Genomic DNA, 14,987 nt, shown 5'->3' with positions numbered 1-14,987 from the left:
ACCAACGCGGGAAGAGGTGAAGATCCCTCACCGCGCCTCTTCAAATCCGGCCAGCACCGAGGTCAGGTTCGCGCCCAGAATATCCGAGAGATAACCGCCCTCCTGCACGAACACGGTCGGCAGGCCCATCCTGGCGATGGCCTGGCCGATGCGGCGGAAGCCGGGCGTGGTGACGGCCAATCCCTTGAGCGGATCGTGCTCGGAGGCATCGAGGCCGAGCGCGATGACGAGCGCGCCGGGCGCAAAGGACTCGATTGCCTTGCGCGCCACGTCCATCGCCTGGATGTAGCCGTCATCGCCGGTGCCGATGGCGAGCGGGATGTTGAGATTGGTGCCGAGGCCGGGCCCCTCGCCGCGCTCATGGGCATAGCCCCACACATAGGGATAGTAGGCAATGGGATCGGCGTGGATCGACACCGTGTAGACGTCGGGCCGGGCGTAGAAGATGCCTTGCGTGCCGTTGCCGTGATGGACGTCGACGTCGAGGATCACGACGCGCTCGTGCTTCTGCCGCAGATGCGCCGCGGCGATCGCGCTGTTGTTGAGGAAGCAGAAGCCGCCGGCCATGTCGCGATAGGCGTGATGACCGGGCGGACGGCAGAGCGCATAGGTCGCATCCTCACCATCCATCACCATCTGCGCGGCGGCGACCGCAACATCCGTCGCGGCGCAGGCCGCAGCCCAGGTGCCCGGACCGATCGGCGCCGCGGTATCGGCGGTGTGCCAGCCGAGCTTGCCGACGATGTGGGTCGGATAGGTCGCAGCGTGGCGCACCGGATGGATGTTGCCGATCATCTCCGGACCGGAATCGCCGAGCGCGGTCCAGGCGTCCCAGGCTTCGCTCAGGAACGACAGATATTCCGGACTGTGAATGCGCGCGCGAGGGCCCTGTCCGAATGTGGTCGGCTCGACCAGCTGGTGCTTGCCGTCCTTCAACCCCTTCAGCAGGCGGTCGGCGCGCTCCGGCTGCTCGGTGGTGCGCTTGACGACACCGCGAACCAGGAAGAATTGCGGATCGTGGCTGCGGTGCAGTTCGGTATGGACGGCTTTCACTCAAACACTCCGTGCTTGCATGCTCTGGTCTTGACGCGTTTTCTTCACGCGAACCGGTATCCACTTCGCTCGAAAACGCTGTTGAGGCGGCGCCACAGACGTCTTGATCGCTGCGGCGGCCAGATGCAAGCAAGAAGAATGCCGTCTCGCCCTGCGGCGGAAGCAGATCGCAATCGGCGCTCAGCAGCGCCCGCGCTGCAGGCAGTGCTCGCGGCCCGGCTGATCGGTGCGGAAGGACTCGATGAAGCCGCCCTGACGCTGGGTGACGAAGACGGTCTTGCCGTCGCTGCCGCCGAAGGCGAGGTTGGTCGGCTCCTTGGCCTTCAGCGCGATCTCCCGCTCGACCGCGCCGTTCGGCTTCATCAGCGCAATCGTGCCCTTGAGAATGCGCGCGACATAGAGCCGGCCGGCAACGTCGGTGCGCAGCCCGTCGACGGTGTCGGGCTGAAACGCCTTGACGAGTTTTGCAGCCGTCAGCTCGTTGCCGTTGATCGCATAGGACCAGATCTGGCCGCTGCTGGATTCGCCGACATAGAGCGTCTTGCCGTCAGGGCTGAGATCGATGCCGTTGGTGGTGCCCATTGCGCGCGGCGCCGACATGATCTGTCCCTGCACCGTGCCGTCGGCGGCTTTCGTAATCCGCCAGATATGGCCTTCCCGGCCCTTCCAGTTCGGATCGCTCGCATAGATCGTGCCCTCGCGGGCGATCGTGATGTCGTTGGGCTGGTTCATCTCGTCGGAGTGAAACCAGATGCCTGGCTCGGTCGTCCCCTTCGCAATCGCGAAGATGTTGTGCTTCTTGTAGTCGGCGATGAACATGGTGCCGCTCCGGTCGAAGCGGATGGCGTTGCCGACACTGCCATCGGGCAGCGCCGTGAACGGCTCCGACGCGGTGCCGCCGGCGGGCAGCCGGCCGATGGTGCCGGGCCTGCCGAGATTGACCACGAACAAATTGCCCTCGAGGTCAGCCGCCGGACCCTCGATGCCGAAGGTGTATTCGCCGGGAGGCGTCACCTGCGCACTCTCGAACAGCTTCGTTTCCGCATGGGCGGACGCAGCCGCGACGGCGAGTAGGACGCTACTGCACAGGCACCAGAAATTCCTGCCGGATGTAATAGCCATCGCCGTCGGTGCACTCGCCATTCAAATAGGGATCGGCCGGCCGGAAGAATCGGCTGAAGCCGGGTTTGTCTACAGCGCTCCTTTGTGTCACGACAACGACCTTTCCGGCCGGTATTTCGCCGCATTCCTTGCTGGTTTTGCCAAAGAACTTGCGCTGCGGCGGGCCCGGCTTGATCCGCATCCGCGTACCCGGAACCATCGTCGCGACGAGCAGATCCGCGGTGTCCAGCAGACGTCTGTAGCCGGTCTCGGTCTTCGGCAGGCTCTCGCCGCCCGGCGGCATCAGCTTCTCCGCGCCGAGACCGCGGAGCCGCGTGCGCAGCTTGCCGGCGTCGGGATCGCCGGGATAGGTCCAGCCGTCCTGCGAAAGTATGAAGCGGAGCACCGCCACGTCCTTCTCCGCCTCCGATTGGCCGCCCTTCAAGCCGAAATCGGAATGGCAGCCGACGCAATGCTTCTCGACGAGGCCTTTGCGCAGCGTGGTCAGCCGGGCGCTGTTCTGCGCATCCCTGGCGACGAAGGCCGCGAGCTGATCGATCATCGCCTGGCTGCGCATGTCGCACGGCAGCGGTGGCGGCGGATCACCCGCGGCACGATCGATCCGGATCACCGTCTGGTTCTTGTCCTCGACCAGCCAGATCGCGCCGTCTTCCGCGACCGTCATGCCGACCGGCGCCCCTTGCGGCCGCGCGCCGTTGACGCGGTGCCAGCCTGCGATCAGCTCGTCGAACGGCGCGGCGGCGACCTCGCCGGCGTCGGACTGAAAACTGCGCACCGGATCCGCGGCGCAACTGACGTGGTAGCGCACCGGCGCGGGGGAAGGCTTGGGGAAGCCGCGATCGTCGACGTCGTAGACGAGGACGCGGCTTCCGGTCGGACGATATCCGTGGAGGCCGACCAGCAGCTTGCCCTCCAGCTCCGGAAATTTGCTGCCATGATAATAGAGCATCGCGAGCGGCGCGCCGTGCGGCGGCATCAGCGAGAGCGGCGGCTTGTAGAGCGCGTTGGCCGTGCAGAGCGATTTGTAGAGCCCGCCTTGCAGCACGTTCCTGAATTCCGGGCTCGGCGTCGACAGATCGTAGCAATAGGGCCAGCCATAGTGCCTGCCCTGCTCGATCGCGTTGATCTCCTCGTTCGGCTTGAAGATGTCGGGCAAGTCGCGGCTGTTCTCGCCCTGCAGGAAGGCGTAGCCGGCCTCGGGAAACTTCGGATGCAGCGCCAGCGCCATCGAATTGCGCAAGCCTCGCGCATAGACGGTGTGCGGCGGATCGGCATCGCCGGGCTTCAGCGCCGGGAAGACACCACCCGGGGGCGGCGTGAACAGCCAGATTGCTGCCATCGCGAAAGCGCCCTCGGCCGCCGCGCAAGGCTTTGTGATTGGCGCCGGCGTGATGCAGTCGTCGCTGTGCGAGCCGACATTGACGAATAGCCGCCCGTTCCAGTCGAAGACAAACTGCTTGAGCGGATGCGCGCTCTCCTGGAGCCTTGTGCCGTCGGGCAGCGTGATCCGGCGGCCCGGCATATGACGGACGATGGTCTCGACCGTGCCGCGCGGATTGTCGGCGATGGGATCGAACCGGAAGATGGTCTCGGCGGTCGAGGCGTAGAGCTTCCTGTCCGGACCGATGGCGAGGCCGAACGGATATTCGATTCCCGCCAGGAGCTCCCTGAACCGCTGGCCCTGGGCCGCGCGCGGATCGAGCAGCAACAGCCGTCCGTCGGTGTGGCCCCAGCCGCCCATGTCGGCCACCACGAACAGCTCCCGGCCCGGCAGCTGGACGATCGCGCGCGGGAATTTCCGGCCATCCTCTTCGCTGGCGACGAGCCCGGCGCAAAATCCGGCCTTCATGTCGATCTGGATCCTGGGAAAAGCGAGATCGCCATTGCCGCAGGTTTCCGCGCCGATCGCATAGCCGCTGCGGCGGAGCGGCTCCGATGACGCCGCCGAGGCGAGCCCAAGCAGGGCCGCCAACACCCCCACACACGCGCGCAGGCTTCGGCGTTCACGCCTGGATGTGAAGTAGCTCACGGCGGCCCCCCAGATTTCCCCCGAAAAAGCTGTTTCATGCCGTCCGAACGCCGTCCAGCCGAACATCACTCGCCTGTGATTAAACCTGTAACGACCTCTGAGCCGACCAATATCCGTAGATTCCCTTACCGGGCTCGACCCGAATGTTTCGCGAAGGCTTCGGGTGGTATCGATTTGCCATCCAAGTTGCTCCGCCAGGAGGCGCATATGGTCCAGGTCTATTTTCACTGCTCCAACACCGAGGGCACGCTGATCGACCGCTACGGCGCCGCCGTCTCCAATCTCACGGAGGCGCGCGACCGTGCCTCCCAGATCATGAATTCGATGATCCAGACGCCCGGCGCTGAAGACTGGCGCGATTGGGTGATCCATGTCAGCGGCTCCGACGGCGAGGATCTGTTCGATCTTCCTTTCACCGCCATGCTCGGCAAGCCGCATTGAGGTGATGTCATGTTGCTCGCTTCACTGAGCCTGTTCCGCCAGCCCGTGAACTTCGTCGCCGCCAAATGGCAGACGCTGATCAGGGTCGCGGGCGACCCCTACCGCCCCGAGTTGCACTACATGCGCGGGCCGGGCCCCAAATGGCGCGCCAAGTATCAGGGCAGCCGGCTGAACCGCTCGCTCTGAGCGCTACGGCCTCGCCGCTTCCAACTCCGTCTCTCCTTCGTCATGGCCGGGCTTGTCCCGGCCATCTACGTTTTTGGACGTGGATCAAAGACGTGGATGCCGGGACATAGGCGAGCGTAAGCGACGCCGTCCTTCGGACGGCTATGCCCGGGCATGACGAGTAGGGCAAGCGGTCCCTACCTCACCTCCCGGTAAACGTAGCCTTGCGCTTCTCAACGAAGGCATTGCGCCCCTCGATCGCGTCCGCGCTCTTGCGAACCACCGCCTGGAGCTCGATCTCGCGGCGGAATTGCGCCTCGTAGGTCGCATGCTCGCTCTCCTCGACGAGCAGGCGCGTTGCCACCAAAGCGCGTGTCGGGCCCTCCGCCAGACGGCGCGCCAGAATCAGCGCCTCGTCCATCAGCTTCGCGTCGTCCACGACCTGCCGCACCAGGCCGATCTCCTGGGCCCGTTCGGCCGTCAGCGGCTCGTTCAGCAGCATCAGCTCGAGGGCGCGCTGGCGACCGATCAGCCGCGGCAACAGCCAGGTCGAGCCGAGATCCGGCACCAGCGCGATGCGGCTGAACACCTGGATGAAGCTCGCCGACCGCGCCGCCACGATCATGTCGCCGGCCATCGCCAAGCTGAAGCCGCCGCCGGCCGCGACGCCATTGACGGCGACGACGACGGGCACGCGGCATTCGCGCAGCGCCTTGAAGGCGGGCCAGTAGAGGCGCATGACGCCGGCAGCAAGATCCTCACCCAGCGCTTCCGACGCCTTCAAATTCTGTCCTGAGCAAAAACCGCGCCCCGCGCCAGTGAGGATCAGGGCTCGAATACCCTCGTCCTGCGCCATCTCGCCGATGGCGGCGGCGAGCGCGCCGAGCAGGTCCGGCGTCATCGCGTTCAGGCTCGCCGGCTCGTCCAGCGTCAGGATCCCGACCGCGCCATCCCGCGCCTGTTTCACACCAGCCATGTCGCGTCTCCCTTAGGATTTTCTCGTTGGTGGCAATGTGCCATCCTTCGGATGCCCCGCCAATGCTGAGCTTCCGCGCCAACACAGCTGGCGCCAGAACAACAGAGATCAAGACGACATCATGCCTCATCAGTTCAGCCTCAACCAAACCGTCCGCAAACCCGCCGTCACCTCCAAGGGCGGCATCGTCGCCTCGCAATCGCGGCGAGCGGCCGAAGTCGGGGCGCAGGTGCTGGCGGCGGGCGGTGACTGCGTGGACGCGATTGTGGCGACCACCATGGCGCTGAATGTGCTGGAGCCCTGGAATAGCGGCATCGGCGGCGGCGGTGCGATGGTGCTCTACCGCGCCAGGGAAAATCGCTTTGAGGTGATCGACTACGGCATGTGCGCGCCGCAGAGCCTGCGCGTTGCCGACTATCCGCTCAGCGGCGAAGGCGCGGCGTCCGATCTCTTCCCCTGGCCGCGGGTGAAGGACGATCGCAACATCCACGGCCCCGGTTCGATCGCCGTGCCTGGCGTCGTCGCCGGCATGGAAGAGGTGCATCGCCGCTACGCCAGAATGCCGTGGAAGGATCTGGTCGCGCCGGCAGCCAGGCTCGCCGGCGAAGGCCTGCTGGTCGATTGGTGGACCACGGTGACGATCTCGGGCTCGGCCGCCGATCTCAGGCGCTATCCCGCCAGCGCGGCGGCGTTCCTGAAGGATGGGCTGCCGCCGAGCGCGCCATGGGGCATCAAGGCCGAGACGCGACTGCCGCAGGACACGCTGAAAGCGACGCTGTCGCATCTCGCCGAGGCCGGACCGCGCGATTTCTACCAGGGCGATCTCGCCAGGAGCATCGCCTCCGACATCAAGGCCGATGGCGGTTCGCTGTCGGTCGAGGACCTCGCCGCCTTCCGCGCGCATCTGCGCGAGCCGCTGGCGATCCCGTATCGCGGCGGCAAGGTGTACGCGACGCCAGAGCTCACGGCCGGGCCCACCATGGCACACGCGCTGCGCCTGTTGCAGCAGAGCCTGAAGCCGGCAAGCGCGCCGGACGCAGCCGCCTATGTCGAATATGCGCTCGCTCTGCAAGCGGCCTTCCGCGAGCGGCTCAAGGACATGGGCGATGCCGACGGCAAACGCTCGCTCGGTGCGGAATATCTGGCGCCCGCCTGCACCACGCATTTCTCCGTGGTCGACCGACACGGCAACATCGCCGCCGTGACGCAGACGCTGCTCTCGTCCTTTGGCTCGAGATATGTGACGCCGCACACCGGCATCGCCATGAACAACGGCATCATGTGGTTCGATCCGACACCGGGCACCACCAATTCGCTCGCGCCCGGCAAGCGCTGCCTCTGCAACTACACGCCCGTCATCGCCGAGACCAGGGACGGCAAGCGGCTCGCGGTCGGCGCCTCAGGCGGCCGCCGCATCCTGCCCTCGGTGATGCAGCTCGTGTCGTTCGCGATGGACTTCGGCATGGACCTCGATGCCGCCATCCACCAGCCGCGCATCGACGCCAGCGAGGGCGCGGTGGTGATCGGCGATGCTCGCTTGCCTGAGGACGTGCGCAAGACGCTGGGCTCGCGCTTCGACTATGAAGAGACCCGCGTGCAGGCCTTGCCGCAAAAATTCGCCTGCCCGAGCGTGGTGATGCGCGAGGGCGACGTCAATTCCGGCGCGGTCGAGATCTTTCAGCCCTGGGCCGAGGCGGTGGCAGAAGCCTGAGCGTTCGTCGAATAAGAAGCGGGCGCTAGCAGAGACGCGCAACTGCTTCAACGGGTCATCGCGCCCATGTGGCCACGACGCGAGCCTCTCTCGTGTCCCGGACGCGCTGCAGCGTTCTTACGCTGCTGCGCAGCGTCCGGGGCACGCTCGACGCGCAGATCAGTGCCAGACTGCGCCAGCTTGCGTTGATTCGATGCGCCATCGCGCATCTCCGCGAGCGTCACGACTCCTCCACATTCGCAGGGAACTTACCTACCCGTCGTTCATTGATTTGAACGGACAAGTGCGCTCGCCCCAGTGGAGGACATGATGAAGAAACTTGCGCTCGCCGCGTCGCTGATCCTTGCAGCCGGCCTCACATTCACCAGTCCTGCCCTGGCCAAGGGCGGCCATGGTGGCGGACATGGAGGCGGACATGGGCACGGCCATGGTCATGGTCATTCGATGGGCCATCATCACCACGGCTCACCGCCCGGATGGTCGCGCGGACGCAAGGTCGGCTGGCGCGGTCACGGGTGCCCGCCCGGCCTGTGGAAACAAGGCCGCTGCTGAAGTCGGATATCTGCCAATGATGCAAGGCGCCGCTCCTGACCGGGCGACGCCTTCTTCACATGCCGAGCCGGTCCCGTATGCGGCCCGTAATCACCGCGGTCGTCACACCCACCGGCCAGAACGCGTGCATCGGGATCGGCTTGATGCCCGTGATGGGCATGTCGATCTCCGCCTTGGCGCCGCCGATCAGCCGGCGCGCGAGCTGCGCCCCCATCGCGGTCGCGAGCGCGACGCCGCGGCCGTTGCAGCCGAGCGAGATCAGGATGCCTTCGGCCGGCTCATGCACATGGGGATAGTGATCCCCGGTGATGGCGAGACGGCTATTCCAGCCGTGAGTCCAGGCAACGCCTTTCAATTGCGGCCACAGCCGCTCGGCATAGCGCATGAGATAGGCGACGTCGTGCGGCGACTTGATCCAGCGCATCGGGCCGCGGCCGCCCATTAGCAGGCGATTGTGCTGGTCGATGCGGTAATAGACGGTGATGTGGCCGCTCTCGTACAACACGGACCGCGTCGGCATGATCGAGCTGGCCACCGCATCGGAGAGCGGCGCCGTGGCCGCGATCGACGAGAACACCGGCACGATGGTGCGGCGGAGCGCGGGCCAGAGATCTCCGGTAAAACCGTTGGTGGCGAGCAGGACCTTGTCGGCATGAACCACCGCCCGCGGCGTCTCGATGCGCCAGCTTCTGCCATCGCGGCGCAGTGACAGCGCCGGCGTCTCGCCATGCACCTTCGCGCCGGCCGAGATCGCGGCGCGTGCGAGACCACGGGCGTAGCTGAGGGGATGCAGATCGCCGCCGCGCGCATCCAGCATGGCGCCGATGTAGCGGTCGGTGCCGGTCATCTCGCGCAGCTGCTCGCGGTTCAGATATGTCACCGGCATGCCGCGGCGGATGCATTGCTGCGCCGTCGTCTCGATCGCCGCGGCGCTGGTCGCGTTATAGGCCGCACGCAGCGTGCCGTTCTGCCGCGCCTCGCAGGGGATCTGGTAACGGCGGATCAGGTCATGGGTGAAGTTGGTGGTGCCGTAGGAGAACGCGATCATGCGGCGGCCGAGGTCAGCGCCGAAATCAGCCTCGATCTGATCAGGATCGTGCTTCAGGCCGGGATTGGTGTGCCCGCCATTGTTGCCGGACGCGCCCCAGCCCGGCTCCTGCGCCTCCAGCACCAGCGCCTCGACACCCTGCTCCGCCAGATGCAACGCGGTGGACAGGCCGGTGTAACCACCGCCGATGATCGCGACCGAAACATTCTTGTCCGTATCGAGCGGCGGCGTGGCAACCGGCGCGACGGCGGTGTCGGCATAGAGCGAGGGCGGCAGAGGCAGGCGCGCAGGCATGGCGAAGTCCGGTCAGAGCGGATGCAGCACACGCCGCAAGAAATCCTGCGTGCGCGGATGCTGGGGTTGGTTGAGCAGCGCCTTGGCCGGCCCCTGCTCGACGATGACACCGCCGTCGATGAACAGCACGCGGTCGGCAACGTCGCGGGCAAAGCCCATCTCGTGGGTGACGACCACCATGGTCATGCCGTCGTCGGCGAGCTTGCGCATCACGCCGAGGACATCGCCGACCAGTTCAGGATCGAGCGCCGAGGTCGGCTCGTCGAACAGGATCGCCTTGGGCTGCATGGCGAGGGCCCGCGCGATCGCGACGCGCTGCTGCTGGCCGCCGGAGAGTTGCGGCGGATGCGCATCGGCCTTCTCGGCAAGCCCGACCTGGGCGAGCAGCGCGCGGCCGCGCTCGAGCGCCTGCGCGCGCGATTCCTTCTTCACATAGAGCGGTCCTTCGATGACGTTCTCAAGCGCGGTGCGATGCGGAAACAAATTGAAGCGCTGGAACACCATCGAGACCTGGGTGCGGATGTTCACGATCGACGGCGCGTCGCGGTCGACCTTGAGCCCCTCGACGCTGATCTCGCCGCGGTCGTAGCTTTCGAGCCCGTTGATACAGCGCAGGATGGTGGACTTGCCGGAGCCGGAGGGACCGACGATGCAGACCACCTCGCCCTTCTGCACCGAGGCCGTGATGCCCTTGAGCACCTCGTTCTCGCCAAAGCTCTTGTGGACGTCGTTCAGATCGATCATCGCTTGCCGGCCCGCTTCTCGAAGTGACGGACCAGCAGGATCAGCGGGATGCTCATGGTGAGGTACATCAGCGCAACAAGCGTGAACACGCTGGTGTTCTTGAAGGTCGAGGACGCGATCAGCTTGCCCTGCAGTGCGAGCTCGGCGACCGTGATGGTCGAAGCCTGCGAGGAATCCTTCAGCATCATGATCATGACGTTGCCGTAGGGCGGCAGCACGATGCGCACGGCTTGCGGCAGCACCACGCGGCGCATGGTGAGCCACCAGCCCATGCCGATCGACTGCGCCGCCTCGATCTGGCCCTTGTCGATCGCCTCGATGCCGGCGCGAAAATTCTCCGCCTGATAGGCCGAATAGGCGATGCCGAGCCCGAGGATCGCAGCCTGCAAGGCGGACAGCGTGACGCCGAGATCGGGCATCACGAAGTAGAGGTAGAACAACAGCACGATGATCGGGATGCCGCGGATCACGTTGATCAGGCTGGCGCTGATCATCGACAGCGCCTTGATGCCGGAGACCCGCATCATCGCCCAGATCAGGCCGAGCACCGTCGAGAGCAGCAGCGAGCCGATGGTGACGACGATCGTCAACACGACGCCGTTCATCAGGATCGGGAAGAACTCGGCGGCGTCGTGCCAGAAGCCTTTCATCGGGCAGCCTAGTCTCTACCGATCAGCCCTGAGCCTTGAGGCCCCATTTGTCGAGGATCTTGTCGATGGTGCCATTGGCCTTCAGCTTCGCCAGCGAAGCGTTGATCTTGCCGAGCAGCGCGGCCTCGCCCTTGCGTACGCCGATGCCGACCGAGCCGACGGTGACGGGCTTGTAGCCGTCAACGAGGCGCACTTCGGGGAAGCCGCCCTGCTTCAGGTTATAGGCGAGGATCGGATAATCGGCGTAGCCGGCCTTGAGGCGGCCGGTGTTCACGTCGCGCAGGATGTCCGGAATGGTGTCGTAGGCCTTGACGTCCGCGAACAGGCCAGACTTCTTCAGCGCGTCGACGAAGGCGGTGCCGACCTGGGCGCCGACCGTCTCGCCCTTCAGATCCTCTTGCGTGGCATAGGCCTTGGTGTCGCTCTTCGGCACGACGAGGCCTTCGCCATAGGTGTAGATCGGATCGGAGAAGTCGACGACCTCCTTGCGCGGCGCGGTGATGAACATCGCGGCGGCGATGATGTCGATCTTGCTCGACGTCAGCGACGGGATCAGTGCCGAAAACTGCATCGGCTCGATCTGCACGTTGAAGCCGGCATCCTTGCCCACTTCAGTGACGAGATCGACCATGATGCCCTGGATGGTGTTGGTCTTGGTGTCGAGAAAGGTGAAGGGAATGCCTGTCGGGGTCGAGCCGACCTTCAGCACCTGCTGCGCCGAAGCGGGCGTTACGGCTGCCAGTGCGAGCGCCGCGACCGCGGCCAGACCAAAACGCTTCATCGCATCCTCCTTTGGGTCTGGCCGATGGCGGCGCTCGCGGGTGTTGCGAGCCGAGCCGTTTCGGCCTATTTTCACCAATATGAAAATTTGGTCACACTTTCGGCGATGATGCAAGTGGTTTTCATGCACATGAAGGAAGCGGTTTGACGTGAGCGGTGGCAAACGAATGCGCAAACCGGCGGCAACCAAGCCGGCGAAGCGGGTGAAGCCCAAAGCCGTCACCAAGCCGGCGGAGCCTGCGATGGACGTGGCGGTCGGCCGCCGCATCCGGGATCTCAGGCGCGTCAGGCAATTCTCGCTGGAAACGGTCGCGGCGCGCACCTCACTGTCGATCGGCTTTCTCAGCCAGATCGAGCGCGGCCTGTCGTCACCATCGCTGCGCGTGCTGGCCACGCTCGCGGATGTGCTCGGCGTCGGCATCGCCGCACTGTTCGGCGCAAGCCCGAGCGCCGACGGCACCTCCGATCAAGTGGTGACGCGTGGGCTGCAGCGGCCCGAGCTGAAGCTCTGGCGCACCGGCGTCTCCAAGCAATTGCTGAGCCCGGCCAGCGCTGACAACAAGCTCAATCTGTTCCTGGTGCATCTGGAGCCCGGCGGCTCCACCGGCGACGAGCTCTACACCCATGACGGCGAAGAGGCCGGCCTCGTGCTCGAGGGCGAGATGATGCTGACGGTGGACAGCGAGACATGGTCGCTGAAGACCGGCGACAGCTTTCGCTTCGCCAGCCGCCGGCCGCACCGGTTTTCCAATCCGGCCGAGGATGCGAAGGCCGTGGTGCTGTGGGTGAATTGCGTGACGGGCTAGCCGAGCTTACGATCAAGCAAGGCGCCTACATGGAATTGCATCGCATAGATCATGCGACAGACTTCATAGCGGTGTAGCAGCCCCTTCTCCTATGCCCACTGAGGCTGTGAGTGCGGAGCATCGTGGACCATGGGAGAGCAACCGTCAGTTAGCAGCTTGAAGTAAATATGATAGATCAAGTTGAACAGAACTTCGCAGTATATACTTGGATTGTTATAACCATTTTCCCTCGAGTAGCGGTGGGGTACAAAGCCCGACCTGCAGATATTGTAGACCGGACACTCGGAACATTTTTGGGGTACCCGTTCCGTCTGGTTCAACTTCTTGAAAGTAGGATCATCAAAGACCCTCGAAATCGAGTCACGATGTACATTGAACTCGAAATGTGCCCCACTCTTGTTTATTCGCGAAACGTCGTGGGCTTCAATATCGCCATCGCTGTCGATAATGATCGACCGACACTCAGCCGATCCGACAAGGTCAGAGCTGGCGTCCGCTCCGACTATTTTGTTGATAATATCCTCAAAGAAGCGAATATTTGTGCGTGGATAGTCCTTCCACCACTCGTCAAAAAGCTCCATCAAAAAGCTAGAGAATTCGTTGAGTGAACTCTTGACGTACGTTGACATGGTATCGTGATCGGCGTCAGGCAGGAGAATATTCATCCTTTCAACACAGAGTTCTGACGTCATAAACTCATAATACTCCCTTCCCGAAATCGATGGATCGATAACGGTGATCACTCCTCGAAACCGCAAATCGGCGGCACTCTGCGCAAGGACTAATCCTCGGGTAGCCTCGGCGTAAGTTCCTTTACCTTTGTGATCAACCCGCCACCTATCATTGATCAATCGCGGGCCATCCAGACTAATCCCTACATTGACCTTGTATCTCGCAAGCAGCTCGATCCATTCATTGTCCAACAACGTTCCATTCGTTTGAACTGTAAAGCCGAGACGATCTGCCGAGCAGATGCTCAGCAGTTCATCCAACATCTCTTTGAAATATCTCTTCCCAACAAGTAGGGGCTCACCGCCGTGAAAAGTAACAATCACGTGCTCCAGACCGTACTCCTCGATGTATTCGTTTATTCGCAGGCCGAGCACCGCAACAGTCTCTCTAGATATCCGCCGGGAAGTGGATTTGTACGACTCGTCTCCCCTGAAGTACATGTAACAATACTTGCATGCTATGTTGCAGTGGCTCGCAACCTTCACCACCAACTGCGTTGGCACCATTTTATGCGGGTTCATGGAAAGATCACTCCAGGACGCCAAGTCCTCCGTTGACGCATGGGAGGACTTGGCATTGTGTCACTCACGAGCGACTGTGCGAGCAATCCTTGTCGTGGCTATTGCTCTTGGTGTAGGGGCAACTCGGAGAACCCTGAGCAAGCAAATTGAGTTTCTCGGGCGCATTACTCCCGGCCGACAGCGTTGGAAAACGCTTTGACAACCGAAGCGACAACTCTTCGGCATCAAGACAGCCCGAATTTTCAAGAATCTTCGCCTGTGCCTCTGGGTCAAATCTATTGAAGCTAGCATTCACTGCCTCAAACCAGGCGTCACGTCCTGGCCGTGCCGAAGCAGAAGTAGCTAGCCCCCCCGCGGCAAGTCCGGCCACACTCAACTGAACAACCGATCGTCGGGAAATTTCAGCCATTGACAATCTCCATTGGATAGACAACCGTGCAACAATACATCAACTTTTAATTGTGTAAATCGCTTTTCCCGCATTTCTGGACCCACTGGACTCCAACGAGCCATCGAGAACTCTAGTGCTTGGGATCATCCAAGACACACCGCTAGTTTACTGGCTGCTTGCCGTTGCCTTCGGCCTTGCAATCGAATGCACAGCTAAGCGCAAGATTTCGTTGCATCACCTGTGCGTCAATATTGCTAGTGGGATACTGGTCCTGCTCTCAGGCTACTTGATTGCAGCCCCCATCATCACCGGTTTAGCTAAGATCGCACGCTCGCTAGTAGGTGTTGGCTGGATTGACCTTCGCATCTTTTCGGAGACGGAATTTGTTTCTCAGATTGGTGCGGCCGCACTCTACTTATTTATCTTCGATTTCTTTTACTATTGGTGGCACCGCTCTCAGCATGTGTATCCATCCCTTTGGGAACAGCACGCCGTACATCACAGTGATACAGAATTCGGTGTGACGACTTTTCTTCGTCAACACTGGACTGAAGTTATTTTTCAAGCCTTTCTGATCCACCTTCCCATCATTATTGCTTTCCGACTAACGCCTGTCACTTTCTGGGTCATTTCCGGAATCATTGCGAGCTTTAGCTTTTTCACACATCTAAATCTCCCAATACAGCTGGGAAGCTGTGCCTGGCTTATTACTTCCCCACAGTTGCATCGCTTACATCATTCCAAGTTGCCACAACACGCTAACCACAATTTTGCGGCCTTTTTTCCGGTGTGGGATTTGGTGTTTGGCACCTACCAAGCGCCGATTCGGGATGAATTCCCTCCCACAGGTTTGATGTCGAATGAAAAGATTGAGTCTCTGACAGAGGTTGTGGGCTGGCCTATGAGGCGATGGATAGCAACACTGACTAAAATGAATCGTCGCTTGAGACGATAGTGACCTTCTTAGCCCAC

16 protein-coding genes are annotated in these 14,987 nt (G+C 62.8%); 5 read left to right on the top strand and 11 right to left on the bottom strand.

All coding sequences use genetic code 11. The annotated features are described in order from the left end of the window. Positions 1-27: 27 nt before the first annotated feature. The 3 genes from XI03_RS06705 to XI03_RS06695 form a co-directional block, all read right to left on the bottom strand. A complete protein-coding gene (locus XI03_RS06705) occupies positions 28-1,053 on the bottom strand; it encodes a histone deacetylase family protein (protein WP_271591674.1) in 1,026 nt (341 codons plus the stop codon). Positions 1,054-1,233: 180 nt separating this feature from the next. Continuing rightward, positions 1,234-2,175 (bottom strand): SMP-30/gluconolactonase/LRE family protein, encoded by a 942-nt coding sequence (locus XI03_RS06700; RefSeq protein WP_271591673.1) that lies wholly within the window; start codon positions 2,173-2,175, stop codon positions 1,234-1,236. Next, the gene (locus XI03_RS06695; RefSeq protein ID WP_442869699.1) at positions 2,132-4,150 is read right to left on the bottom strand and encodes a PQQ-dependent sugar dehydrogenase; all 2,019 of its coding nucleotides are present in this window, start codon (positions 4,148-4,150) and stop codon (positions 2,132-2,134) included. The genes XI03_RS06700 and XI03_RS06695 overlap by 44 nt, the downstream gene beginning before the upstream one ends. Positions 4,151-4,411: 261 nt before the next feature. On the opposite strand from XI03_RS06695, the gene XI03_RS06690 reads away from it, so the two are divergent. Both XI03_RS06690 and XI03_RS06685 read left to right on the top strand, forming a co-directional pair. Further along, complete coding sequence (locus XI03_RS06690; RefSeq protein ID WP_018316955.1) at positions 4,412-4,645, top strand: DUF6894 family protein; 234 nt, start codon at positions 4,412-4,414, stop codon at positions 4,643-4,645. Between the two features lie 9 nt (positions 4,646-4,654). Beyond that, positions 4,655-4,831 carry a hypothetical protein gene (locus tag XI03_RS06685; protein ID WP_162832249.1) on the top strand — a complete coding sequence of 59 codons (177 nt, stop codon included), beginning with the start codon at positions 4,655-4,657 and terminating at the stop codon, positions 4,829-4,831. A gap of 181 nt (positions 4,832-5,012) precedes the next feature. Here XI03_RS06685 and XI03_RS06680 read toward each other — a convergent pair whose 3' ends face one another. Beyond that, entirely contained in the window at positions 5,013-5,786 is a 774-nt protein-coding gene (locus tag XI03_RS06680) for an enoyl-CoA hydratase-related protein (RefSeq protein ID WP_028142222.1), read from the bottom strand. Positions 5,787-5,907: 121 nt separating this feature from the next. Here XI03_RS06680 and XI03_RS06675 point away from each other — a divergent pair, with 121 nt between their 5' ends. Further along, on the top strand, positions 5,908-7,497 hold the full coding sequence (locus tag XI03_RS06675; RefSeq protein WP_271591671.1) for a gamma-glutamyltransferase family protein: 1,590 nt from the start codon (positions 5,908-5,910) through the stop codon (positions 7,495-7,497). 252 nt (positions 7,498-7,749) lie between these two features. On the opposite strand, the gene XI03_RS06670 is transcribed toward XI03_RS06675, so the two are convergent. The 5 genes from XI03_RS06670 to XI03_RS06650 all read right to left on the bottom strand — a co-directional run bounded on the left by XI03_RS06670 (position 7,750) and on the right by XI03_RS06650 (position 11,566). Continuing rightward, positions 7,750-7,938, bottom strand: coding sequence for a hypothetical protein (locus XI03_RS06670; RefSeq protein ID WP_271591670.1), 189 nt, complete (start codon positions 7,936-7,938; stop codon positions 7,750-7,752). A gap of 166 nt (positions 7,939-8,104) precedes the next feature. After that, the gene (locus tag XI03_RS06665; protein WP_271591669.1) at positions 8,105-9,391 is read right to left on the bottom strand and encodes an NAD(P)/FAD-dependent oxidoreductase; all 1,287 of its coding nucleotides are present in this window, start codon (positions 9,389-9,391) and stop codon (positions 8,105-8,107) included. A 12-nt stretch (positions 9,392-9,403) separates the two neighbouring features. Then, the gene (locus XI03_RS06660; protein WP_028142218.1) at positions 9,404-10,135 is read right to left on the bottom strand and encodes an amino acid ABC transporter ATP-binding protein; all 732 of its coding nucleotides are present in this window, start codon (positions 10,133-10,135) and stop codon (positions 9,404-9,406) included. Continuing rightward, positions 10,132-10,785, bottom strand: coding sequence for an amino acid ABC transporter permease (locus XI03_RS06655; RefSeq protein WP_028142217.1), 654 nt, complete (start codon positions 10,783-10,785; stop codon positions 10,132-10,134). The genes XI03_RS06660 and XI03_RS06655 overlap by 4 nt, the downstream gene beginning before the upstream one ends. A gap of 22 nt (positions 10,786-10,807) precedes the next feature. Beyond that, on the bottom strand, positions 10,808-11,566 hold the full coding sequence (locus XI03_RS06650; RefSeq protein WP_212429315.1) for an ABC transporter substrate-binding protein: 759 nt from the start codon (positions 11,564-11,566) through the stop codon (positions 10,808-10,810). A 166-nt stretch (positions 11,567-11,732) separates the two neighbouring features. Between XI03_RS06650 and XI03_RS06645 the strand changes: the two genes are divergently transcribed. Continuing rightward, positions 11,733-12,371 carry a helix-turn-helix domain-containing protein gene (locus XI03_RS06645; RefSeq protein WP_038974372.1) on the top strand — a complete coding sequence of 213 codons (639 nt, stop codon included), beginning with the start codon at positions 11,733-11,735 and terminating at the stop codon, positions 12,369-12,371. 89 nt (positions 12,372-12,460) lie between these two features. Here XI03_RS06645 and XI03_RS06640 read toward each other — a convergent pair whose 3' ends face one another. Then, a complete protein-coding gene (locus XI03_RS06640) occupies positions 12,461-13,624 on the bottom strand; it encodes a radical SAM protein (RefSeq protein ID WP_271591668.1) in 1,164 nt (387 codons plus the stop codon). 64 nt (positions 13,625-13,688) lie between these two features. Continuing rightward, complete coding sequence (locus XI03_RS06635) at positions 13,689-14,033, bottom strand: hypothetical protein (RefSeq protein WP_157158826.1); 345 nt, start codon at positions 14,031-14,033, stop codon at positions 13,689-13,691. 115 nt (positions 14,034-14,148) lie between these two features. Here XI03_RS06635 and XI03_RS06630 point away from each other — a divergent pair, with 115 nt between their 5' ends. Then, positions 14,149-14,970, top strand: a complete 822-nt coding sequence (locus XI03_RS06630; protein ID WP_271591667.1) for a sterol desaturase family protein — start codon at positions 14,149-14,151, stop codon at positions 14,968-14,970. Positions 14,971-14,987: the final 17 nt, after the last annotated feature.

It is taken from the genome of Bradyrhizobium sp. CCBAU 65884, from assembly GCF_028128835.1.
In the GTDB taxonomy this organism is placed as follows: domain Bacteria; phylum Pseudomonadota; class Alphaproteobacteria; order Rhizobiales; family Xanthobacteraceae; genus Bradyrhizobium; species Bradyrhizobium ottawaense.
Note: the sequence above shows the minus strand (reverse complement) of the source record. Positions and strands in the feature narration are given on the sequence as shown.